This window comes from Streptomyces sp. NPDC044044 (genome assembly GCF_056434405.1).
Map to the genome: position 1 here is coordinate 1 of NZ_JBWKFG010000017.1, position 20,762 is coordinate 20,762.

The 20,762-nt window shown below is 71.0% G+C and carries 21 protein-coding genes; 7 read left to right on the forward strand and 14 right to left on the reverse strand.

Annotation, left to right across the window (positions count from 1 at the left end):
• Positions 1-214: 214 nt before the first annotated feature.
• Positions 215-1,231, forward strand: a complete 1,017-nt coding sequence (locus AC07AG_RS41405) for a small ribosomal subunit Rsm22 family protein (RefSeq protein ID WP_478762191.1) — start codon at positions 215-217, stop codon at positions 1,229-1,231.
• A 10-nt stretch (positions 1,232-1,241) separates the two neighbouring features.
• On the opposite strand, the gene ddaH is transcribed toward AC07AG_RS41405, so the two are convergent.
• Positions 1,242-2,066 carry a dimethylargininase gene (gene ddaH, locus AC07AG_RS41410; RefSeq protein ID WP_478762192.1) on the reverse strand — a complete coding sequence of 275 codons (825 nt, stop codon included), beginning with the start codon at positions 2,064-2,066 and terminating at the stop codon, positions 1,242-1,244.
• Between the two features lie 163 nt (positions 2,067-2,229).
• Positions 2,230-2,412, reverse strand: a complete 183-nt coding sequence (locus AC07AG_RS41415) for a DUF6243 family protein (RefSeq protein ID WP_478762193.1) — start codon at positions 2,410-2,412, stop codon at positions 2,230-2,232.
• Positions 2,413-2,547: 135 nt separating this feature from the next.
• Between AC07AG_RS41415 and AC07AG_RS41420 the strand changes: the two genes are divergently transcribed.
• The gene (locus AC07AG_RS41420; protein ID WP_478762195.1) at positions 2,548-3,177 is read left to right on the forward strand and encodes a TetR/AcrR family transcriptional regulator; all 630 of its coding nucleotides are present in this window, start codon (positions 2,548-2,550) and stop codon (positions 3,175-3,177) included.
• Here the strand turns inward: AC07AG_RS41420 and AC07AG_RS41425 are convergent, their stop codons facing one another.
• On the reverse strand, positions 3,178-4,080 hold the full coding sequence (locus AC07AG_RS41425) for a glycerophosphodiester phosphodiesterase (RefSeq protein WP_478762196.1): 903 nt from the start codon (positions 4,078-4,080) through the stop codon (positions 3,178-3,180). It abuts the gene before it with no gap.
• A gap of 170 nt (positions 4,081-4,250) precedes the next feature.
• Here AC07AG_RS41425 and AC07AG_RS41430 point away from each other — a divergent pair, with 170 nt between their 5' ends.
• A complete protein-coding gene (locus AC07AG_RS41430) occupies positions 4,251-4,994 on the forward strand; it encodes a bifunctional DNA primase/polymerase (protein ID WP_478762198.1) in 744 nt (247 codons plus the stop codon).
• A 21-nt stretch (positions 4,995-5,015) separates the two neighbouring features.
• Here the strand turns inward: AC07AG_RS41430 and AC07AG_RS41435 are convergent, their stop codons facing one another.
• From AC07AG_RS41435 to AC07AG_RS41465, 7 genes are all read right to left on the reverse strand, one after another.
• Positions 5,016-5,954 carry an SCO2278 family lipoprotein gene (locus tag AC07AG_RS41435; RefSeq protein WP_478762324.1) on the reverse strand — a complete coding sequence of 313 codons (939 nt, stop codon included), beginning with the start codon at positions 5,952-5,954 and terminating at the stop codon, positions 5,016-5,018.
• Positions 5,857-6,855 (reverse strand): iron uptake transporter permease EfeU, encoded by a 999-nt coding sequence (efeU, locus tag AC07AG_RS41440; RefSeq protein ID WP_478762199.1) that lies wholly within the window; start codon positions 6,853-6,855, stop codon positions 5,857-5,859. Before efeU ends, AC07AG_RS41435 begins: the two co-directional genes overlap by 98 nt.
• A gap of 15 nt (positions 6,856-6,870) precedes the next feature.
• Complete coding sequence (gene efeB, locus AC07AG_RS41445) at positions 6,871-8,160, reverse strand: iron uptake transporter deferrochelatase/peroxidase subunit (protein WP_478762200.1); 1,290 nt, start codon at positions 8,158-8,160, stop codon at positions 6,871-6,873.
• 21 nt (positions 8,161-8,181) lie between these two features.
• Complete coding sequence (gene efeO / locus AC07AG_RS41450; protein ID WP_478762202.1) at positions 8,182-9,348, reverse strand: iron uptake system protein EfeO; 1,167 nt, start codon at positions 9,346-9,348, stop codon at positions 8,182-8,184.
• A gap of 234 nt (positions 9,349-9,582) precedes the next feature.
• A complete protein-coding gene (locus AC07AG_RS41455; protein WP_478762204.1) occupies positions 9,583-10,473 on the reverse strand; it encodes a heme ABC transporter ATP-binding protein in 891 nt (296 codons plus the stop codon).
• Complete coding sequence (locus AC07AG_RS41460; protein ID WP_478762326.1) at positions 10,470-11,546, reverse strand: FecCD family ABC transporter permease; 1,077 nt, start codon at positions 11,544-11,546, stop codon at positions 10,470-10,472. Before AC07AG_RS41460 ends, AC07AG_RS41455 begins: the two co-directional genes overlap by 4 nt.
• A 17-nt stretch (positions 11,547-11,563) precedes the next feature.
• Entirely contained in the window at positions 11,564-12,577 is a 1,014-nt protein-coding gene (locus tag AC07AG_RS41465; RefSeq protein WP_478762205.1) for a heme/hemin ABC transporter substrate-binding protein, read from the reverse strand.
• Between the two features lie 166 nt (positions 12,578-12,743).
• Here AC07AG_RS41465 and AC07AG_RS41470 point away from each other — a divergent pair, with 166 nt between their 5' ends.
• The 3 genes from AC07AG_RS41470 to AC07AG_RS41480 all read left to right on the forward strand — a co-directional run bounded on the left by AC07AG_RS41470 (position 12,744) and on the right by AC07AG_RS41480 (position 16,482).
• Positions 12,744-14,225, forward strand: a complete 1,482-nt coding sequence (locus AC07AG_RS41470; RefSeq protein WP_478762207.1) for an HtaA domain-containing protein — start codon at positions 12,744-12,746, stop codon at positions 14,223-14,225.
• 85 nt (positions 14,226-14,310) lie between these two features.
• Positions 14,311-15,804, forward strand: coding sequence for an HtaA domain-containing protein (locus AC07AG_RS41475; RefSeq protein WP_478762208.1), 1,494 nt, complete (start codon positions 14,311-14,313; stop codon positions 15,802-15,804).
• Between the two features lie 18 nt (positions 15,805-15,822).
• Complete coding sequence (locus tag AC07AG_RS41480; RefSeq protein ID WP_478762210.1) at positions 15,823-16,482, forward strand: PhzF family phenazine biosynthesis protein; 660 nt, start codon at positions 15,823-15,825, stop codon at positions 16,480-16,482.
• A gap of 79 nt (positions 16,483-16,561) precedes the next feature.
• Here the strand turns inward: AC07AG_RS41480 and AC07AG_RS41485 are convergent, their stop codons facing one another.
• Positions 16,562-17,218: a biliverdin-producing heme oxygenase gene (locus AC07AG_RS41485; protein ID WP_478762211.1), complete on the reverse strand. Its 657-nt coding sequence runs from the start codon at positions 17,216-17,218 to the stop codon at positions 16,562-16,564.
• A gap of 152 nt (positions 17,219-17,370) precedes the next feature.
• Complete coding sequence (map, locus tag AC07AG_RS41490) at positions 17,371-18,228, reverse strand: type I methionyl aminopeptidase (protein ID WP_478762213.1); 858 nt, start codon at positions 18,226-18,228, stop codon at positions 17,371-17,373.
• Positions 18,229-18,323: 95 nt separating this feature from the next.
• On the opposite strand from map, the gene AC07AG_RS41495 reads away from it, so the two are divergent.
• The gene (locus AC07AG_RS41495) at positions 18,324-18,557 is read left to right on the forward strand and encodes a hypothetical protein (RefSeq protein WP_478762215.1); all 234 of its coding nucleotides are present in this window, start codon (positions 18,324-18,326) and stop codon (positions 18,555-18,557) included.
• A 42-nt stretch (positions 18,558-18,599) separates the two neighbouring features.
• On the opposite strand, the gene AC07AG_RS41500 is transcribed toward AC07AG_RS41495, so the two are convergent.
• Both AC07AG_RS41500 and AC07AG_RS41505 read right to left on the reverse strand, forming a co-directional pair.
• Positions 18,600-19,871: an MFS transporter gene (locus AC07AG_RS41500; protein ID WP_478762328.1), complete on the reverse strand. Its 1,272-nt coding sequence runs from the start codon at positions 19,869-19,871 to the stop codon at positions 18,600-18,602.
• Between the two features lie 206 nt (positions 19,872-20,077).
• Complete coding sequence (locus tag AC07AG_RS41505) at positions 20,078-20,692, reverse strand: hypothetical protein (RefSeq protein ID WP_478762217.1); 615 nt, start codon at positions 20,690-20,692, stop codon at positions 20,078-20,080.
• Positions 20,693-20,762 lie beyond the last annotated feature (70 nt).

Here is a 20,762-nt window from a genome sequence, read left to right on the forward strand (position 1 = left end):
GGCACAGGACCTGACCTGAGGGCGGGGTGTGGGGGGGGTGTTCCCCCCCCCCCCCGCCCCCCCCCCCCCCCCCCCCCCCCCCTCCCCCCCCCCCCCCCCCTTCCCCCCCCCCTCCCCCCTCCTCCGCTGGAATGGGCGGTTGCTCACCCGCGGGCCGGTGGGGGCTGGTCGCGCAGGTCGCCGCGCCCCTGACGGGGCCCCGTAGAATCACGGGGTGAACGCCCCGATTTCCCCGGCATCCCCGGCCTCCCCGGCCGAGACCCTGCGTACCGCCCTCGCGGGGCTCCTCGACGGGCTTCCGCCCAAGCAGGCCGCTCAAGCCGTCGACCGGCTGATCGCCAACTACCGGGGCCTCACCCCGACCGACGCCCCGATCCTGCGCGACCGCGCGGATGTCGCCGCGTACGCCGCGTACCGCATGCCCGCCACCTTCGAGGCGGTGCGTTCCGCGCTCGGCGCTCTCGCGGACGCGGCGCCCGCGGGGTGGGCGCCCGGCAGTCATGTGGACGTCGGCGGCGGGACCGGCGCGGCGACCTGGGCGGTGAGCGCCATCTGGGACGGCGAGCGGCCCGTCACGGTCCTCGACTGGGCGGAGCCGGCCCTCGCGCTGGGTCGTGAACTGGCCGCTGCGAACCCGGTGTTGAAGGCCGTGCAGTGGCAGCGCTCTCGTATCGGATCGGCGCTCAGCATCGAGAGCACCGATCTCGTCACGGTGTCGTACGTCCTCAAGGAGCTGACGGAGGACGACCGGCGTTCCCTCGTGGACGCGGCGGCGGCAGCGGCCACCCAGGCCGTCGTCATCGTCGAGCCGGGCACCCCCGACGGCTACACGCGCATCATGGAGGCGCGGGACCGCCTGATCGCCGCCGGCTTCCGGATCGCCGCCCCCTGCCCGCACAGCTCCGCCTGCCCGATCGTGCCGGGCGAGGACTGGTGCCACTTCTCCGCCCGCGTCAGCCGTTCGTCCCTGCACCGGAAGGTCAAGGGCGGCTCATTGGCGTACGAGGACGAGAAGTTCAGCTATGTGGCGGCGGTCCGCTTCGACGCCGATCCGGCGCGCGAGCGCGTCGTGCGCAAGCCGCAGATCCGCAAGGGCCAGGTCCTGCTCGACCTGTGCGCAGCGGACGAGACGCTGCACCGCGAGACGGTGACCAAGCGCCACGGACCGCTGTACCGCGCGGCCCGCGACGCGGAGTGGGGCGACGCCTGGCCGCCCCACCAGGAGAGCTAGCGCCCAGGCCCTAGCCGCGCAGCTCCTGTGTGCAGCACTTCACGCTGCCGCCGCCCTTGAGCAGCTCGCCCAGGTCCATGCCGACGGGTTCGTAGCCACGCTCCCGCAGTGGCGCGAAGAGGCCGACCGCGGCCTGCGGGAGCAGCACATGCAGGCCGTCGGAGACCGCGTTGAGCCCCAGGGCCACCGCGTCCGGCTCGTCGGCGATCAGCGCGTCGGGGAAGAGGCGCCGCAGGACCGCCCGGCTGCCCGGCGAGAACGCGGGCGGGTAGTACATGACGTCGTCGGTCGCGTCGTCGAGCACCGCGAGCGCCGTGTCCAGGTGGTAGTAGCGGGGATCGACCAGGTCGAGTCCGAGCACCGGGCGGCCGAAGAACTCCTGCGCCTCCCCGTGCGACAGAGGGCTGGCCCGGAAGCCGCGTCCGGCCAGGACGTACGAGGACGTGACGGCGAAGTCGCCCTCGCCTTCGTTGACGTGCGTGGGTTCGTGGAGGTCCGTGAAGCCGTGCTCCCGGAACCACTCCAGGTGGGCGACCGCTTCGTCACCGCGCTCGGGATGGGCGAACCGCGCGCCGAGCACGCGGCCCCCGATGACGGTCGCGCCGTTCGCGGCGAAGACCATGTCCGGCAGGCCGGGACGGGGGGTGAGCTCCTCGACGGTGTGGCCGAGCGAGCGGTAGCGGTCGCGCAGGTCCTCCCACTGGGCGACGGCCAGCGGGACGTCGACCGGTTTCGAGGGGTCCATCCAGGGATTGATGGAGTACGTGACCTTGAAGTGTGCGGGTGAGCACATCAGATAGCGCCGGGGTGTGGCGCGACGAGGAAAACGACTCAACGAGGGCTCCTCACGTACCGCGGTGGTCAGTTACTGCCCATAGTGGGGCAGTTGCTGCCCATGGTGCGGTCTGAGGAGCCCTCGCGCTGTGATCCGAACGGGTGGTTCAGCGAGTGGTCCACCCGGGTCGGCGGATGGTCAGGACGCCATCCACGTCCCCTTCTCATGACGCGCCGTGCGCCGAGCGTCCTTCCTGCAGCTTGCGCAGCAGCTCACGCTTCTGCGCCTGCGGGCTGAGCCCGCCGCCGACCTGGCCGCCGCGGCCCCCGCCGCGCATGGCCTTGCGGGAGAGGTTGGTGCGCGTACCGCCCACGCCCAGCATGTTTCCTGCTCCGCCTCGTGACATGTGCGTACCTCCGGATCGAGAGTTCCCGCGAGACGTCTCGTCTCGCGTTCTCGATTACTGTGAACGAGACGGTTCGTCTTGTCAAGAGGTTATGAGACGGTACGTCTCGGCTCGTTCGCTGCTACATTCGACGGCATGGTCCAGAAAACCGCCCCTGACTCCAAGCGCCGCAGCGAGCGGTCGCGCCACGCGATCTATGACGCCGCCCTCGAACTCGTCTCCGAGGTCGGCTACGCCAAGCTCACGATCGAGGCCATCGCCTCCCGTGCGGGCGTGGGCAAGCAGACGATCTACCGCTGGTGGCCCTCGAAGGGGGCCGTCCTGCTCGACGCCTTCCTGGATCTCGGCAAACAGGCGAGCCTGGAGGCGAGCGCCGGAGGCGGCCGCGAACTCGAGCACGAGCTCCCGGACTCCGGAGACGTGGAGGCCGACCTCAAGTACGTCGTGCGGGCCACCATCGACGAGCTCAAGAACCCCAAGTACGACGCCCCTTACCGGGCGCTCGCCGCCGAGGGCATGCTCAACGACGAGATCGGCGCCGAGTACGTGGAGAAGCTCCTCGAACCCGGGCTCCAGCTCTACGTGAACCGCCTGCGCAAAGCCCAGGAGGCAGGCCAGGTCGCTCCCGAAGTGGATCCCCGTATCGCCCTGGAGCTGTGGACGGGCCCGCTCGCCCAGCGCTGGCTGCAGCGGACGGGACCGCTCACGCACGAGTACGGCGACAAGCTCGTCGAGTACGCACTCCACGGCATCGCCCCGCGCTGATCACGAGGGGTCGGTCGGCCACCGCTCCCGCAGGCCGGCGGTGCTCACGCCCTTCGCGGCCTTCACCGGCGTCCGCGCGAGCAGCCCCGGCGTGTCCGTGATGACGCCGTTGACGCCGAGCCGCAGCGCCCGGTCGCGCTGACCCGGAGTCGTCACCGTGTGCGCCCACACCCGGGGGATCCCGGAGTCGACCGCGCGCAGGAGGTCCACGTCACGGGCCCTGTGGTCCACGTCCAGGACGTCCACGAACCCGGCCCACCGCGCGGGCCGGTCCGTGCGCATCTGCGCCTTGGAGCGCCACAGCTGCGCGAGCAGGCCCATCCGGTGGGCGCGGGATGCGACGTCGGGCTCGTTCGAGTTCACGAACACCGAGCGGGTCAGGCCGCGTGCGCGGATCAGCGAGCCGAGCGTCCGCAGGCTGCGCGGATCCTTCGCCTCCAGCATCAGCACGATCCGCCCGCCGAAGCGGTCGAGGACCTCGGCGACCGTCGGCGGGCGCTCGGAGCGCCAGGCGCCGGGCAGTCCCGCGCTCGGCCGCAGCCTCACCTGGCGCCACTCGCGCAGGGTGAGCGAGCGCACCGGGCCCTTGGAGGTCGTCGTACGGTCCAGGGTCGCGTCGTGCATGGCCACGAGCGTGCCGTCGCGCAGCATCCGCGTATCGACGTCGATGACCTGGGCCGTGCCGCGCGCGTAGGCCGCCATCAGGCCGGACATGCTGTTCTCCGGCACCTCCAGGGCGCCGCCCCGGTGCGCTGTGTACGTGACCCTGGGGAGGGCCTCCACCGTCAGGGGGCCGCCGCCCCGCCATTCGAGCGGGTTGAGGGGGCCGGCGGGGGGTGCGAGGGTCAGTGTGGTGAGGCTCATGAGCCCCGAGACTCCCGAGAGCACAGTCCTTGTGACCATGGCGAACACGGTAGGGGGGCATATCCCCTGTTAGTACGCAATGACGCGCGATGACACCCTGCGCCTTGCATCACCCCAGCTACCCCGGATGTGGGCTCTGGCCCCCCGAGGAGCAGGATGGTGCGACCATGGGACATGCTTCTCGGCACAAATGCGAGGTGAGGGGATAGATGGGCGCGGAGTTCGGCCGCCGGTCCGGCGGACAGAGCAGGATTTCCCAGTGGCTTCGCCGACGTCCCCGACCGGAGGACACGGCAGGTGAAGAGGCGAGCCGTGAGGCCCTCCTCGTCGCCGCGGCGGCAGCGGGTCTGCCGCTCTCACCGGCCGCGCACCCCTCCGCGTACCGATGTTCCTGTGACCGCATCGGCTGTCCCACCCCCGCCAGGCACCCCATCTCCTTCGCCTGGCAGACGCAGTCCACGACCGACCGCGGGCAGATCGAGCGCTGGGCCAGGCACCAGCCGCAGGCCAACTTCATCACCGCGACGGGCATGGTCAACGACGTCCTGGACGTGCCGCTCGCCGCCGGGCGCGAGGCGCTCGCCAGGCTGCTCGCCGACGGCATCGACGTGGGTCCCGTCGCCGAGTCCGAGGGCGCCATGGACGAGGGGCGGATGCTCTTCTTCACGCTCACCCGCGGCACCCCCGAGGACGAGGACGAGTGGTGGCCCTGTGAGCTGGACTGCCACCCCGAGACGACGAACGAACACCCGGGCTTCCGCTGGCACTGCCGCGGTTCGTACGTCCTCGTGCCGCCCGCCCGGCTGCCGGACGATCTGGCCGTCAGCTGGATCCGCGGACCCGAGCACGAGCTCCCGGACCCGCTGACGCTCCTGGAGACGCTCACCGACGAGTGCGCCCGCGTCGCGGGCGAGCCCCAGCACGACGTCGCCGCCTGGCCGCTGAGGGGCTGACGCCCGCGCGCGAAGGACGGGTTACTCGCCCTTCGCGCCCGTCAGGCCCTGGATGCGGCTCAGGAACGTCACCTTGCCCGTCCCCGCCGGGTCCACGACGACCTGGTTGGAGACGCGCTCCAGCATCACCGACTGCTTGACCTCGCCCGTCAGGAGAGGCTTCACGTCGGGTTCGACGGTGAGGTTCACGCCCTTCGCGGCGGTCTGCTTCTCGTAGTGGTGCGTCGAGAAGAAGACCATCGCGCCGCCGTCCTGGGTGCGCAGACCCACCGGCGCGAACGCTCCGTCGTTCTTCGGCTCGTCGATGTACTGGACGGCGATGCCGCGGCGCTTGGTGTTCTTGTCGCGGAACGCCTTCCACGTCGACGTGTGATCGCCCGGCGCGAAGGTGTCGCCGCCCGACTTCAGATACGTCGTGTACTCCTTGCCGAGGTTCTTCGGCGCCACGGCCAGAGCCGACGAGTTCACCGCGACCGGCTCGGCCCAGCCGTCCTTGTCCTTCTTCAGCTCGGGCATCTTGTCGGGCGCCACGAGGTTCAGGTAGGACGCCTCCCACAGCTGGTCCTTGCTGCCCTTCGTGAAGACGAGGACCCAGCGCAGGTCGCCCCTGCGGTTGGACTTCGTGTCCGCGACGAACCACCGGGGCCAGCCGGCCTTCTTGGGGATCGAGTACTTCGCGTCCGTCAGCTCGAGGGGCACCTGCTTGGGGTTGCCGCCCGGCTTCTGCGCGCCCCGCGACTTCAGGCCCGCCTGGTTGATGGCGCCCAGCGGGCCCGTGACCCGGGCCGCGTCCAGGGCCGGGTCGTACGCCTTCTCGGCCTTGTTGTACGCGGTGAGGAAGTCCTTCAGAGCGCGGTCGGCCTCAGCCTTCGTCGCCGACGGGATGACCTCCCGCTCCCCGTGCACCGTCACGCACCCGGTCGCCGTCACCGTCAGTACGGTCGCCGTCGACGCCGCCATCGCGTACCGGACCGTCCGCTGCGACCGTCCGCCCCGCATCGGAGTGCGCTGCCTTGGAAGCCTGCTCATGCGTTGCGTTCACCTTCCCCTTCCCGGGCCCGAACCCTACCGGGGCGAAGAAGAACGCGAGCGTCGGGATCAGGTACAGCAGCCACACCGTGACCTGGACAACCGTCGGATCGGGCTGGAAGTTGAAGACGCCCTTCAGGAGCGTGCCGTACCAACTGTCCGGCGGGATCGTCGCGCTGATGTCGAACGCCTTGTTCTGCAGCCCACCGAGGAACTCCGCCTCCTGCAGGTCATGCACGCCGTACGCGAGGACGCCCGCCGCCACGACCACCAGCATCGCGCCGGTCCAGGTGAAGAACTTCGCCAGGTTGATGCGGACCGTGCCCTTGTAGAACAGCCAGCCGAGCGCGATCGCGGTGAGCAGCCCCAGGAGCACGCCGATCAGCGGCCCCGGCGTACCGTCGCCCGACGCCCGCACCGACGCCCACACGAACAGCGCGGTCTCCAGGCCCTCCCGGCCCACGGCGAGGAACGCGGTGGCGACCAGGGCGCCCGTGCCCATCTGCAGCGCCGCGTCCAGCTTGCCGTGCAGCTCCGCCTTGAGATGACGGGCCGTACGCCGCATCCAGAAGACCATCCACGTCACCAGGGCCACGGCGACGATGGACAGCGAACCGCCCAGCGCCTCCTGCGCCTTGAACGTCAGCTCCTGCGAACCGAAGGTGAGCGCGCAGCCGAAGCCGAGCGCCAGCGCGCACGCGACGCCGATGCCGATCCAGATGGGCCGCAGCGCGTCGCGCCGCTCCGTCTTCACCAGATAGGCGATGAGGATGCAGACGACCAGGCTGGCTTCGAGCCCCTCGCGCAGGCCGATCAGGTAGTTGCCGAACATGTCTGTCAGATCCCCTCAGCCGAACAGTGCCCGGCCCCACCAGTCGTCCTTGCCGCGGACGCCCGGCGGGATCGCGAAGACCGCTGAACCCACGTGCTGGATGTACTCGTTGAGCGTGTCGGAGCGCGACAGCGTGCGCTGCACCGGAATGAACCCCGTGCGCACGTCCCGCTGGTACGCGAGGAAGAAGAGCCCCGCGTCCAGGCGGCCCAGGCCGTCGGTGCCGTCCGTGAAGGAGTAGCCGCGGCGCAGGATCGTCGCACCGTCGTTGGTGTCCGGGTGCGCGAGCCGGACGTGCGAGTCGGGCTTCATCGCCTTCAGGAACGGCTCGTCGTGCTCCTTGGCCTTGCCGACCGGGGCGCCCTCGCCCTTGTCGCGCCCGAAGATGTCCTCCTGCTCGCCGAGCGGAGTCCGGTCCCAGGTCTCGACGTTCATGCGGATGCGGCGCGCGACGAGGTACGAGCCGCCGGCCATCCAGCCGGGCCCGTCCTTCTCGCCGACCCACACGTGCTTCGCGAGCGCGGAGGCGTCCTCGCCCGAGACGTTGCGCGTGCCGTCCTTGAAGCCGAAGAGGTTACGGGGCGTCTGCGCACCCGGCGTCGTCGACGAGGTCTTCCCGAAGCCGAGCTGCGACCAGCGCACCGCGACCTTGCCGAAGCCGATGCGGGCGAGGTTGCGGATGGCGTGCACGGCGACCTGCGGGTCGTCCGCGCAGGCCTGCACGCACAGGTCGCCGCCGCTGCGGGACCTGTCGAGGTTGTCGCCGGGGAACTTGGGCAGATCGACGAGCGCATCGGGCCGTCGGTCCGCGAGCCCGAACTTGTCGAAGAGGCCGGGGCCGAAGCCGATGGTGAGGGTGAGCCGGGACGGCTTGAGGCCCAGCGCCTCACCGGTGTCGTCCGGCGGCGCCTCGGAGAGCCCGCCGAAGGCGCCGTCGCCGACCTGGTGCCCCGCGGTCATCCGCGCGGCGGCCTCCGTCCAGTCCTTCAGGAGCTGCACGAACTGCTCGCGGTCGTCCGTCTTCACGTCGAACGCGGCGAAGTGCAGCCGGTCCTGGACGGCGGTCGCGATGCCCGCCTGGTGCTTGCCGTGGAAGGCGACCGCGCCGCCCGCCGACGCGGCCGGCACGGCATCGTCCCCGGACCGGGCCACCGCCACCGCGCCCCCGGTCACGGCGGCGCCGAGCGCGAGCCCGGCGCCGCCCCAGCCGAGGAGCGAACGCCGCGAGGGGGAACCGGAGCCGGCGCCCTCGTCCGCCTCGTCGGGAACGGGCCCCGTGCCCGTGTCGCCGGTGATCTCAGCCATCGTTCCGGTTCCCCCCAGCCGCTACTTGGACTTGACGACGACGGCGGCGGCCAGCTTCGACAGCGGCTCCGCGAGCGCGTTGACGCCGTCCTGGAGCTCCTTCCGCTCCGCCTTGCCGACCTTGTCGTACGACGTGTACTCGTACGAGTCCTTGCCCCCGCCCTTGCGGTACTCGACGAGCAGCTTGTCCAGGGCCGCGAACTGCTTGTCGAGCTCCTTGGTGAGCGCCGGGTCGTTCTCCGACGCGACGGCCTTGAGCAGGCCGTAGGCCTTCTCGGCGCCCTCGACGTTCGCCTTGAAGTCGACGAGGTCGGTGTGCGAGTAGCGCTCCTCCTCGCCGGTGACCTTGCCGGTGGCGACCTCGTCGAGGAGCTCCTTGGCGCCGTTGGCCATCGAGGTCGGGGTGATCTCGGCCTTGCCGACGCGGTTCTGCCAGTCCTTGAGGTCCTTGTCCAGCTGAGTGGCGAGCTCCTTCTCGCGCTCGCCGATCTTCTTGTCCTTCCACAGGGCCCGCTCCAGACGGTGCCAGCCCGTCCAGTCCTTCTCCAGGTCCTGACCCTCTTCGAGGCCGTCCTCGCGGACGTCCACCTTCGGGTCGATGTCACCGAAGGACTCGGCGACCGGCTCGGTGCGCTCCCAGCCGATGCGGGAGGTGGAGTACGTCTTCTTCGCGGCCTCGATGTCGCCCTCGCGGACGGCGTCGGTGAACAGCTTCACCTTGGGCAGCGTCGCGTCGGCCTGCTCCTGCGCGTAGGCGCGGTAGTCGGCGACGGCCTTGTCCAGGCGCGGGTCGCGCTTGACGGCCTTGCCGCCGCTGACGGTGACCTTCTGGCGGATGCCGTCGCCCTTCATGCCGGGCTTGCAGGCGATCTGGTACGAGCCGGACTTCACCTCGGCGGTGAGCTTCTGCTTCGTGCCGGGGCCGATGTTCTCGCGCTCGCTGACGATGCGGTCGTCGGGGAAGAGGAGGTAGACCTCGGTGACCTTGGAGCCCTTGTTCTCGATGGCGAGCTCGACATGCCCGGAGCTGAGCTCGGTCTTGGAGACCTCGCACTTGTCGTCGGTGGCGGTCACCTCGACGGTGTTGCCGCCGCTCTTGGCGTCGCTCTTCTCGGTGCAGCCCGTGACGGCGGTGAGCGCTGCCGCTGCGGCGATGGCAGTGGCGACGGGGAGGCGGACGGGGCGCATAGGGGCTCCAAGACGGGTCACGGACGGTTCCGGCATGCCGGTGAGGCGGACCTAACTTAACTGACCCTTACCTGGTCGATACCCAGCCGTTCCGTGATTCAGCTCTCAACGGTCGGGGGTGCTCACGGGGGTGTCACGGTGGGGTGATGGGGGCTCCATGGGATGGCAAAGCGGAGGTCAAGACGGGGCTTTTCCATTCCGGCCCGTCCGGCGTTCGCCCCGCAGGGTTCGCCTTCAGCCCCGCACCGGAGTCACCAGCGGAGCCCCCGTCCGGGGATGCGGAAAGACCTCGACCGGCTGCCGGTACACCTCGCTCAGGAGCTCCCCGGTGAACACCTCGGCCGGTCGGCCCTCCGCGGCGACGACCCCACCCTGAAGCACCGCCACGCGATCCGCGTACGCCGCCGCAAGCCCAAGATCATGCAGCACCACCACCACCGCATCCCCCGCGGCGGCCCGCTCCCGGCAGATCCGCAACACGAGCTCCTGGTGGCGCAGATCGAGCGCCGCGGTCGGTTCGTCGAGCAGCAGCAGCGGCGCCCGCTGGGCGAGGACACGGGCCAGCGCGACCCGCGCCCGCTCACCCCCGCTGAGCGCGGAGAAGGGACGGGCGGCGAACTCACTCACCTCCGTCGCGGCCATCGCCTCGCGCACGACACGGTCGTCCTCGTCCTCCAGTGCCGTCCCTGACCAGGGCGCACGCCCCATCCGTACGACGTCCTCGACCGCGAAGGGAAAGGAGAGCGCGGCGGCCTGCGGCAACACGGCCCGCCGCAGGGCGAGTTCACGGGCGGGCCACTGAGCGGTGGGGCGACCGCAGACACGTACGACCCCCTCGTCGGCCGGAAGGTCGGCCGCCAGTGCGGCCAGCAGGGTCGACTTCCCCGCCCCGTTGGGCCCGACCAGGGCAAGCACCTCGCCCGCCCGCGCGGTCAGGGACACCCCGGCAAGGACCTCGCGCCCCCCGAGCCGCACCCGCAGCCCCGACGCCTCGGCCAGCACGTCGCCGGGCGATACGCCCCCCGGCAGCGCGCGCCCGCCACCGGAGGGGAACAGCCGGTGGGCGATCCACCCGATCACGCCCGTCGTGCCCGTCGTGCCCGTCCTGCCCGTGTTGGCCGTCATGCCCAACCCCCTTGCTTACGACGGGTCCTGCGCAGCAGCCAGAAGAAGAACGGGCTCCCGAAGAGCGCGGTGAGCACCCCGAGCGGCAGCTCCGCCGGAGCCGCCACCGTCCGCGCCGCGAGATCCGCGCCGACCAGGACGACCGCCCCGCCCAGCGCGCTGCCCGGCACGAGGAAGCGGTGCCCGGGGCCCGCCGCCATCCGCAGCAGATGCGGGACGAGGAGCCCGACGAACGTGATGATCCCGGCGACGGCCACGGCCGCGGCGGTCAGCAGCGCCACCACGAGGACGAGGACGAGCCGCAGCCGCTCGACGTCGACACCGAGATGCCGCGCGGGCCGCTCGCCGAGCGCGAGGAGGTCCAACTTCCGTGCGTACAGCGGCGCCACGGCCAGACCGGCCACCGCGCACGGCAGTACCGCGAGCACCTTCGGCCAGGTCGCACCGGAGAGCGAGCCGAGCTGCCAGAAGGTGATCTGGGTGATCTGCGCGTTGTCCGCGAAGAAGATGCAGAGCCCGATCAGCGCCCCCGCGAACGCGTTCACCGCGATCCCGGTCAGGATGAGCGTGACGACCTCCGTGCGCCCGCCGTTGCGCGAGAGGACGTACACGAGGAGGACGGTCGCGAGCCCGGCGACGAACGCGCAGACCGTCACCGTCCAGTTCCCGAAGAAGCTGAGGCCGAGCGCGATCGACGCCACCGCGCCGACGGCCGCGCCCGCCGAGATCCCGATGACGCCGGGCTCGGCGAGCGGGTTGCCGAACACGCCCTGCATGAGCGCCCCCGCGCAGCCGAGGGACGCCCCGACGAGCAGCGCGAGCGTCACGCGCGGCAGCCGCACGTTCCACAGGACGCTCTCGCCGACCCGGTCCAGCACGCTCCCGCCGAGACCGATCCGGTGCTGTACGGAGCTGAGGACGTCCCCGAGGGGAATGTCGTAGGCGCCGATGCCGGCGGAGAGGAGGCAGAGGAGTACGAGGGCGGCGACGAGGCCGAGCGTGAGGGCGGCGGTGGCGCTCCAGCGGCGGACGCCGGGCTTGTGCGGCTCCCGCGACGCGGCTCTGTCGTCCACCGGCTTGGCGAGGACGGTCACTTCGCGCTCCCGTACAACTGCTCCACCAGCGACTTCAGGACCTGGTCCGTCCGCGGCCCGTAGTTCAGGAGCACCCCGTCGTCGATCGAGACGATGCGGCGGTCGAGCCCCGCGGGGGTCTCGGCGACGCCCGGGATCTTGAGCAGCCCGTCCACGCCGTCCACGGATTCGAGCCCCTTCGACATGACCAGGATCGCGTCGGGCGCCGCCTTGGCCAGTGCCTCGCTGGTGATCGCCGTGAAGTCCTTCTTCAGACCTGACTCCTTGCCCGCGTCGACGGCGCTCGCCGCCTCCAGGAGTGAACTCGCCCCGGACTCGCGGCCGCCGAGCAGATAGACGGAGGCGGAGCCGCGCAGGTAGAGGAAGGCGACGCGGGGCTTCTCGGTGCGGGCGGCGGCGGGGATGGACTTCCGTACCTTCGCGATGCGGTCCTGCGTACGGGACTTGAGCACCTCGCCCGACTTCCCGACGCCCAGCGTCCTGGCCACCGCGTCGATGCGCGGGCCCACGTCGTCGAGGCCCTTCGCCGGGTCGAACACGACCAGCGGGATGCCCGCGTCGCGTATCTGGCCGATGGCCTCGGCGGGCCCCGTCGAGGTGTCCGCGAGGACGACCGTGGGCTTCAGGGACAGGACGCTCTCCGCCGATACGTCGTGCGCACGTGTCACCACCGGCAGCTTCTTCGCCTGCTCGAAGGTGGCGGTGATGTCGCGGGCCACGACGTTCTCGCCGAGCCCGAGCGTGAAGACGATCTCGCTGAGGCTGCCGGTCAGCGGCACGATGCGGCTCGTGTCCTTGACGGTGACCTTCTTGCCGTCGGCCGACGTGACGGTGGCGGGGAGCGCGGGGGCGGGACGGGACTTCAGCGGCTCGACCCGGTCGGGCGCGGAAGCCGCGGCCTTCGCCTTCGGGGACGTCTCGCCACCGCCGTCCGACGATGATCCACAGCCCGTGAGAGCCAGGGCGAGAACGGCGGTCCACGCGCCGGCGATACGGAGTGAGCGCGGCATACGCACCGAAGTCCACCGTCCTGTCGTGCTGTTGAAGGCCTGTTGTGGGTCTGTTGTGAGTCTGTTGTGGGGCGCTTGTTGCCCGGGTGGCCGGGATGGGGGTTCCAGCCGGAGTGATCGTAGTTTAGGTTAGCCTTACCTCATTAGCCACACCTGGAGGGGTCCCATGTCGTCGTCAAGACAGGCGCGAGCCATCGCCCGCGCCGGAGCCGTGGCCGTGCTCACCGCACTCGTCGGAGCACTGCTGCCGGCGGCCACCGCGCACGCGCAGGACCGCACGGTCCAGGGCGGACGGCTCGACTGGGGCATCAAATCCTCCTTCCAGAGCTACGTCACCGGGCCGATCGCCCAGGGGAGTTCGACGCTGCAGGGCGGGGCCGCCACGGTCGGCGGCAGCCAGTTCCGCTTCCACTCGGCGAAGGGTTCGTACGACCCGGACAGCGGGGCCTTCAGCGCCGCGTTCTCCGGCGGAGTGCACTTCCTCGGGCACAAGAAGGGCGGCTCGTACGAGCTGGACCTCACCATCAGCCGCCCCACCGTCAAGATCTCCGGCGGCTCCGGCACGCTCTACGCCGACATGGTCAGCAAGGAGAAGGGCACGGGCAAGGTCACGACCAGCGCCCAGGTGCCGCTCGCGACCCTCGGCATGTCCGGCATCAACATGAAGGGCGGCGCGGGCCCGATCGCCCTCAACAACCTTCCCGCGACGCTCACTTCCCAGGGAGCGAAGGCCTTCGCCGGGTACTACACGGCAGGCACCGAGCTCGACCGGGTGAGCCTGTCGACGGACCTCGCGGCGAAGTCCGGCTCCGGATCCGGCTCCGACAAGCCCTCCAAGAAGCCGTCGCCCAAGCCATCGGATGCGGAGGGGAAGGGCAAGGCCAAGGCGGGCCGGATCGAGGACGCCGCCGTCGACTGGGGCGTGCGCCGCACCTTCCGTGAGTACGTCACCGGCTCCATCGCCAAGGGCGAATGGAAACTGTCCGCCGGGGCCCAGGACGGCGGCGCGCTCTTCCGCTTCCCGCAGGGCGAGGGGACGTACGACAAGAAGAAGCAGACCCTCGACGCGGACTTCGCGGGCGCGGTGCGCTTCACCGGCGAGCACGGCCTTGACCTCGCGCTGAGCAAGGTCGCCGTCGAGGTGAAGGACGGCAAGGGCACGCTCTTCGCGGACGTCGACAGCAAGGGCTCGGAGAGCAAGGGCTCCGACAGCAAGGGCGACAAGGGCGTCACGCTGAAGAAGGCCCCGCTGGTCACCTTCGCGGCCGAGGAGTTGAAGCCGAAGGACGGGCTCGTCTCCCTCACCGAGGTGCCGTCGAAGCTCACCGCCGACGGCGCCAAGGCGTTCGGCGGCATGTACAAGGCGGGCTCCGCGATGGACCCGCTCTCGCTCGCCGTCGGCCTCGACGCCGACGCGAAACTGCCCGCGCTGCCGGACCTCGGCTCGTCCGCGAGCCCGACACCGCAGGCGAAGAAGGCCGAGCCGAAGACCGAGAACACCGCTTCGGACGCCTCCGACTCCTCGTCGCCCGCCCTGCCGATCGGTATCGGCGCGGGCGTGGCGGTGCTGCTCGCCGCCGCGGTCACGTTCGGCGTCGTACGCAAGAAGCGTGCGGCGACGGACGGCGCCCCCGGCTCGGATTCCTGACCCTCGCGGGTCGTCCCACCCTCTGCTCACCCGTCTTTCCCCGACACGTCTTTCCCCGACACGTCTCTCAAGGAGAAGCCTGACCATGGCCGCCAACCGTCGTCCCATAACCCTCGCGGCAGCCGTCGCGACCGCCGTCACGCTCGGCGCGACCGCCCTGACCCTTCCGGCGCTCGCCGCGGACAGCGGCAACGCCGCCGCGCCGCAGGTGGAACTCAAGGACGGCACGCTGGACTGGGGCTTCAAGGAGTCCTTCCGCAAGTACGTCACGGGTATGGCCGCGGGCAAGATCGAGGCCACGGACGGTGCCAAGCAGGCCGCCGACAACGGGGTGTTCACCTTCACCGACGGCAAGGGGACGTACGACACCGGGACGCACGCCACCGACGTCGCCTTCAAGGGCAGCGTCCGCTTCTCCTCCACGGCCCACGCCTTCGACATCAAGGTCGCCGACGTGAAGGTCCGCACGAAGGGCACGAGCGGCGCCATCCAGGCCGACGTCAGCCTCAACGGCACCGCCCAGAACGACATCGACCTCGCCAAGCTCGACCTGACCGGCATCAGGCCCGGCACGGGCGAGGGCGGCGCGATGACCTACAAGGACATCCCGGCGACGCTGACGGCGGACGGCGCCAAGGCGTTCAACGGCATGTACAAGGAGGGCGACAAGCTCGACCCGGCCACCCTCTCGGTGAAGCAGGGCGGCGCCCCGACCGAGAAGCCGACCGAGACGCCCAAGCCGACGGACAAGCCCACCGAGACGCCCAAGCCGACCGCGAAGCCCACCCAGACCCCGAAGCCGACGGAGAAGCCCACCACGACGCCGAAGCCGACGTCCGGCACCGAGCAGCCCGCGGGCGAGGTCCACGACGGCTCGCTCGCCTGGGGCGTGAAGGAGAGCTTCCGCCGGTACATCGAGTCCGGCGGCGGCGCCACGCTCTCCGGCGGTGCCGAGAAGAACGACAACGGCTACGACTTCCCGTACGCCAAGGGCGACGTGGACAGCGACGCGAAGAAGCTGGACGCGTCCTTCGGTGGCGCCGTCCGCTTCCAGTACAAGGCGCACGGCATCGACATGAAGTTCAGCGACATCAAGGTGGCCGCGAGCGGCACCAAGGGCACGCTGACCGTGGACGTCACCACGCCCAAGGGCACCAACAACGACGTGAAGTTCGCGACGCTCGACCTCTCCAAGGCGTCGTACGCGGCGAAGGACGATGTCGTCGTGCTCGACAAGGTGCCCGCGGCGTTCACCGCGGCGGGCGCGAAGCAGTTCGAGAGCGAGGACGCGCCGTCCGGCTACAAGGCGGGCGACGCGATCGACCCGGTGACGGTGGCGCTCGCGGTCGCCGACGGGGCACAGCTGCCGGGCGGCAGCGGTGGCACGGGCGGCACGGGCGGTTCCGGCTCCACCGGCGGGGGTTCGTCCGACCTCGGCGGTTCGGTCGGCGGCGGCACGGGCGGCGCGATGGCGTCCACCGGTGCGTCGGTGCCGACGGGTGCGCTGCTCGGGACGGCGGGCGTGATCGTCGCCGCGGGCGCGGGAGCGGTCTTCGTGGCCCGGCGCCGCACTTCCTGAGGATGTTTGAATGCCCGGGTGACAGAACTACTTGAGGGACTGGACGTCCTGCGAGTCTTCTGCGGGCCCGACGGGCGGCACGGCAATGAGCTCGGTGTCGTGCGCGACGGGGCCCGCGTTCCCGGGCGTGCCGAGCGGCAAGAGATCGCCGGGAAGCTCGGCTTCAGCGAGACGGTGTTCGTCGATGACCCCGAGCGCGGGGTCATCGACATCTACACCCCCACGCTGCGGCTTCCCTTCGCCGGGCACCCTTGCGTCGGTACGTCCTGGCTGCTCGACGTCCCTGAACTGTTCACGCCCGCGGGGGTGGTGGAGGCCCGTCAGGACGGGGAGTTCAGCTGGATCGCCGCGCGGCCGGAGTGGGCGCCGGAGCGGACGCTGCGTTCGTACGGAACCGCGGCCGAGGTGGACGCCCTCGCGGTGCCTCCACTGGGGGAGTGGGTGTACGCGTGGGCCTGGGAGGACGAGGCGGCGGGGCGGGTCCGTGCCCGGGGCTTTCCGGGGCGCGATGACGGCATCCGGGAGGACGAGGCCACGGGGGCGGCGGCGTTGCTGTTGTGCGCGCAGCTGGGCCGGGCGTTGAACATCACGCAGGGGCGGGGCTCGCAGATTCTTGCGGCGCCGGGGCCCGGTGGGGTGGTTGAGGTAGGGGGACGGGTGCGGTTGGCAGGGGGCTGAGGTCTGCCTCCGGCGGTTCTTCCTCCAACCCCACCCCTCACATTGTCGGGAAGGGGCGGGGTCGGGGAAAAGAAGCCGCTTACGCGGACAGCGGGAACTCTTCCCCCAGCTCGCGGAACACCCCGGTGTTCAGAGCGAAGGCGCGCTTGCACTCGTCCACGATCCGCTGCCTCTCCAGCTCATCGGGGACGACTTCCCCGAGACCGTCCAGCAGTTCGCGATAGCCCCGCTTGAACGCGGCCGGGTTCGAGATTCCCTCGAAGACGTAGAACCGCACCCCGTCGCCCTTCCGGGCGAACCCCCACGTCTGCTCCGCCTTGCCGCGGATGATCTGGCCGCCGGAGAGATCCCCGAGGTAGCGGGTGTAGTGGTGGGCCACATAGCCGCCGGGCCACTCCTGGGCGCACTCCGCGATCCGCGCCGCGTACGCCGCCGTGGCGGGCAGCGGCGTGGCCGAGGACTGCCAGCCCGCGCCCCGCAGATGGGAGAGGTCCCGCTCCAGCTCCGCGACGCGCAGCAGCTCGGGCTGGATGAACGGTCCCGCGACCGGATCGTCCTTCAGCGCCGCGGCGCCCTCCTCCAGGGCGCGGTACACGAACCACAGTTGTTCGGTGTAGCGCGCGTACGCGTCGACGCCGAGCCTGCCGCCGAGGAGGTCGCTCATGAACGTCGAGGTCTCCGCCTCCGTGTGCTGCTCGTGCGACGCGGTGCGGATGACCGTGGAGAACGGATCCATGAGGGACCTCCGAAGCCGAATAGAGCGTAGAAAGCCGAAGAAAGGCGGGAACCAGTGCGAACCGGCGGTGCCTGCACCGATCATCCAAGTTAGGCTTACCTAAGTCAACTGGTTCCCGACGTCCTGTCGGTAAAACGCTACCCACTCAGAGTTCAGGGAAGCGTAAGGATCTCCGCCCCGGTGTCCGTCACGACGAGCGTGTGCTCGAACTGCGCGGTCCGCTTGCGGTCCTTCGTCACCACGGTCCAGCCGTCCTCCCACATGTCGTACTCGTACGTGCCGAGCGTCAGCATCGGCTCGATCGTGAACGTCATGCCGGGCTGGATGACCGTCGTCGCGTGCGGGCTGTCGTAGTGGGGGACGATCAGGCCGGAGTGGAAGGACGTGTTGATGCCGTGGCCGGTGAAGTCACGGACGACGCCGTAGCCGAAGCGCTTGGCGTACGACTCGATGACGCGGCCGATGATGTTGATCTGGCGGCCGGGCTTGACCGCCTTGATGGCGCGGGCGAGGGACTCGCGGGTCCGCTCCACGAGCAGCGTCGACTCCTCGTCGACGTCCCCGACGAGGTACGTCGCGTTGTTGTCGCCGTGCACCCCGCCGATGTACGCGGTCACGTCGAGGTTGATGATGTCGCCGTCGTTGAGGACGGTGGAGTCCGGGATGCCGTGGCAGATGACCTCGTTGACCGAGGTGCACAGCGACTTCTGGAAGCCGCGGTAGCCGAGCGTGGACGGGTAGGCGCCGTGGTCGCACATGTACTCGTGGGCGACGCGGTCCAGCTCGTCGGTGGTCACGCCGGGCGCGATGTGCTTGGCGGCCTCGGCCATCGCGCGCGCGGCGATACGGCCCGCCGTGCGCATCAGCTCGACGGTTTCGGGGGTCTGCACCTCCGGCCCCTTGTACGGGGTGGGCGCGGGTTTCCCCACGTACTCCGGGCGCCTGATGTTTCCCGGAACGGGGCGGATGGGGGAGAGCTCCCCTGGGACGAGCAGTGACTGGCCAGACATGCCAGCGAGTCTAACCAGCGGTGGTGGGGCAGCATGGCTCAGAGAGCGGGACCCAGTAGCACCCAGCAGTACTGAACCGAGAGGAGCGGGCGGCCATGGCGCTGTTCAAGAAGCGGACCGTCGGAAAACCGGGCGAGTGGTACTACTGCCTGGAGCACCAGAAGGTCGAGGAGGGCCCCGACTGCCCCGGCAAGGACCGCTTCGGTCCCTACGCGTCGCGCGAGGAGGCCCAGCGCGCGATGGAGACCGCCGCGGAGCGGAACCTCGAGTGGGAGACCGACCCGAAGTGGCACGACAAGGACGACCGGGGCGGGGCCGCCAACGCCTGACCCGCCCCCGGGCGCCCGGCGGCGGGTCAGGCGCTCATCCGGTCATCCGGCGGCGGAGACCTCCCGGCGCCGGAGCGCGTCCTCGTCGGTGGTCGCGTCGTACGAAAGCAGCTTCGGCAGCACCGCGGTCAGGGCGGCGACCGAGGCGACGCAGGCGAGGCCGCCCGACCAGATCGCGCTGCGGGTGCCGGTCCAGCCGGCGGCCGCCCCCGCGCGGACCTGGCCGAGCTGCGGGCCGACGCTGTAGGAGAGCACCTCGATGCCGGCGAGGCGCCCCCGCAGCTCGTCCGGGATCGTCTGGTTCCAGATCGTGGAGCGGCCCAGCCCGCTGAGCATGTCGCCCGCGCCCGCGAGGGCCAGGCACACGAGCACCAGCCATACGTTGCCGAACCAACCCGCGGCCGTGATCGCGAGCCCCCAGCCCGCCGCCCCGAACACGACGAGCAGCCCGTGCCGCCGCACCCGTGAGGTCCACCCGCTGGTCAGGCTGAGCAGCAGCGAGCCGACCGCGCCGGCCGCGTACATCAGGCCGAGCGACCACTCCGCGTCGAGATCCTCCGCGAGGAACGGGAAGATCGTGTTCGGGAAGGCGAAGAACATCGCCGCCATGTCGATCGCGTACGTGCCGAGCAGCACCGGCCGCGACCACGCGTACCGCGCGCCTTCCGCGAGGCCCCGCAGGGAGGGCTTGTCGGCGTCGTGCGCGGGCGGCGCGGGTGCGATGCGGGCGCACAGGGTCACGGAAGCGGCGAAGGAGACCACCGTCACCGCGTACGCGGGTGCGTGCCCGGCGTAGGCGACGACAAGGCCCGCAAGCGAGGGGGCCGCGATCGCGCCGACGTTCCAGCGCAGCGAGTTGAGCGCGGCGGCGGCCGTGAGCTGGTCGTGCGGCACGATGCGCGCCATCAGGGAGTCGAGGGCGGGGCGTTGCAGGCCCGCGAGCGCGGAGACTCCCGCCGCCACCACGTACAGCGGCCACAGCAGTGGCTCCGGGAGCAGCGCGTTCATCAGGAGCACCGCCGCCAGCAGGCCGAGCCCCGCCTCGGTCAGGAGAATCACCTTGCGCCGGTCCACCGCGTCGGCCAGCGCACCCCCGTAGAGCCCGAAGACGATCAGCGGCACCAGTTCGACCGCGCCCATCGCCCCGACGGCGAGCGGCGAGTCGGTGAGGTCCTTGATCTGCAACGGCAGCGCGACCAGGGCCATGAAGCTGCCGAAGGTGGTGACGAGCCCCTGGACCCAGAGCAGCCGGAAGTCACGCGTGGAGCGCCAGGGGGAGAGGTCGGGCAATACAGAGGAGAGGGACACGAACAGCCATGGTCAGCGCGGATGGTGTTGCCGGGCAACTGATTTCTTCGGGCGGGGGCGCCTCCAGCAGGGGGGAGCCGCCGCTTCGCGGCGAGTTTTTCCCGCCCGCCCACCCGATTGCCCTGCGGGGTATTCGGGTGGGTGGGCGGGAGACATCCGCCGCGAAGCGGCGGCTCAGGGTGATGCGCAGGCGCCCCCGCCAGAACGGGGTGTTACCACCGCGCCGGCGGCGGCGACGTCAGCTGGTCGGCCAGGCGGGAGAGCCGGTCGCGAAGGCCGCGGCGGCCCCGCGCCGCCGGAAGCGAGTTCTCACCCGCCGCCGCGCTCACCAGGTGCTGGACCATGTCGAGATCGAGCTCGGGCGTCTGAGGCACGGCCAGCGCCTCGTGCGCCATGGCCTGCAGATCGCCGTGCCCCGAACCCAGGGAAAGCACCGTGGCCCCCGCCGCACGGGCGTCGTGCACCCGCTCCAGCAGGCCCGCGCCCGGCGACGCGGCGGGCGTGTCCGGTGCCACCACGAGCAGTGTCTCGCCGCGCCGTGCCGCCTCGATCCTGCCGAGCCCGGTCGAGAGGTGGGCGGGGTCGCCCTCCCGCACCCGGTGGCGTACGAGCGTCGGCGTCAGTTCCGGCGTTCCGGACCACGCCGCCTCGTCCACGAGATGCGCGGCCAGATGCCACGGCTCGTACTCCTCCGTGCCCACGAGCAGCAGCCCGCCCCCGTGCGGCACCACGGAGGACCGCAGCGTCCCCGCGAAGCGTCGCGTCGCGCCCACCCACTGGGTTCCTGCGAGCACTTCGCGCAGCAGCGCGACCCGTACGGCGTCCATGGGGCCGCATCCTGCCTCAACATGTCAGTCGTCAGGCGCAGTTCACCGGGAATTCGCCCGGGGTGGGGAC

Bases quoted from the DNA above. Each gene is read 5' to 3' on its own strand.
- AC07AG_RS41505 (WP_478762217.1), bottom strand. From the start codon at position 20,692: ATGGACGCCGTACGGGTCGCGCTGCTGCGCGAAGTGCTCGCAGGAACC.
- AC07AG_RS41475 (WP_478762208.1), top strand. From the start codon at position 14,311: ATGGCCGCCAACCGTCGTCCCATAACCCTCGCGGCAGCCGTCGCGACC.
- AC07AG_RS41430 (WP_478762198.1), top strand. From the start codon at position 4,251: ATGGGCGCGGAGTTCGGCCGCCGGTCCGGCGGACAGAGCAGGATTTCC.
- AC07AG_RS41485 (WP_478762211.1), bottom strand. From the start codon at position 17,218: ATGGATCCGTTCTCCACGGTCATCCGCACCGCGTCGCACGAGCAGCAC.
- efeO (WP_478762202.1), bottom strand. From the start codon at position 9,348: ATGCGCCCCGTCCGCCTCCCCGTCGCCACTGCCATCGCCGCAGCGGCA.
- AC07AG_RS41420 (WP_478762195.1), top strand. From the start codon at position 2,548: ATGGTCCAGAAAACCGCCCCTGACTCCAAGCGCCGCAGCGAGCGGTCG.
- AC07AG_RS41435 (WP_478762324.1), bottom strand. From the start codon at position 5,954: ATGGCGGCGTCGACGGCGACCGTACTGACGGTGACGGCGACCGGGTGC.
- efeU (WP_478762199.1), bottom strand. From the start codon at position 6,855: ATGTTCGGCAACTACCTGATCGGCCTGCGCGAGGGGCTCGAAGCCAGC.
- AC07AG_RS41470 (WP_478762207.1), top strand. From the start codon at position 12,744: ATGTCGTCGTCAAGACAGGCGCGAGCCATCGCCCGCGCCGGAGCCGTG.
- AC07AG_RS41495 (WP_478762215.1), top strand. From the start codon at position 18,324: ATGGCGCTGTTCAAGAAGCGGACCGTCGGAAAACCGGGCGAGTGGTAC.
- AC07AG_RS41425 (WP_478762196.1), bottom strand. From the start codon at position 4,080: ATGGTCACAAGGACTGTGCTCTCGGGAGTCTCGGGGCTCATGAGCCTC.
- efeB (WP_478762200.1), bottom strand. From the start codon at position 8,160: ATGGCTGAGATCACCGGCGACACGGGCACGGGGCCCGTTCCCGACGAG.
- AC07AG_RS41415 (WP_478762193.1), bottom strand. From the start codon at position 2,412: ATGTCACGAGGCGGAGCAGGAAACATGCTGGGCGTGGGCGGTACGCGC.
- map (WP_478762213.1), bottom strand. From the start codon at position 18,228: ATGTCTGGCCAGTCACTGCTCGTCCCAGGGGAGCTCTCCCCCATCCGC.
- AC07AG_RS41455 (WP_478762204.1), bottom strand. From the start codon at position 10,473: ATGACGGCCAACACGGGCAGGACGGGCACGACGGGCACGACGGGCGTG.
- AC07AG_RS41465 (WP_478762205.1), bottom strand. From the start codon at position 12,577: ATGCCGCGCTCACTCCGTATCGCCGGCGCGTGGACCGCCGTTCTCGCC.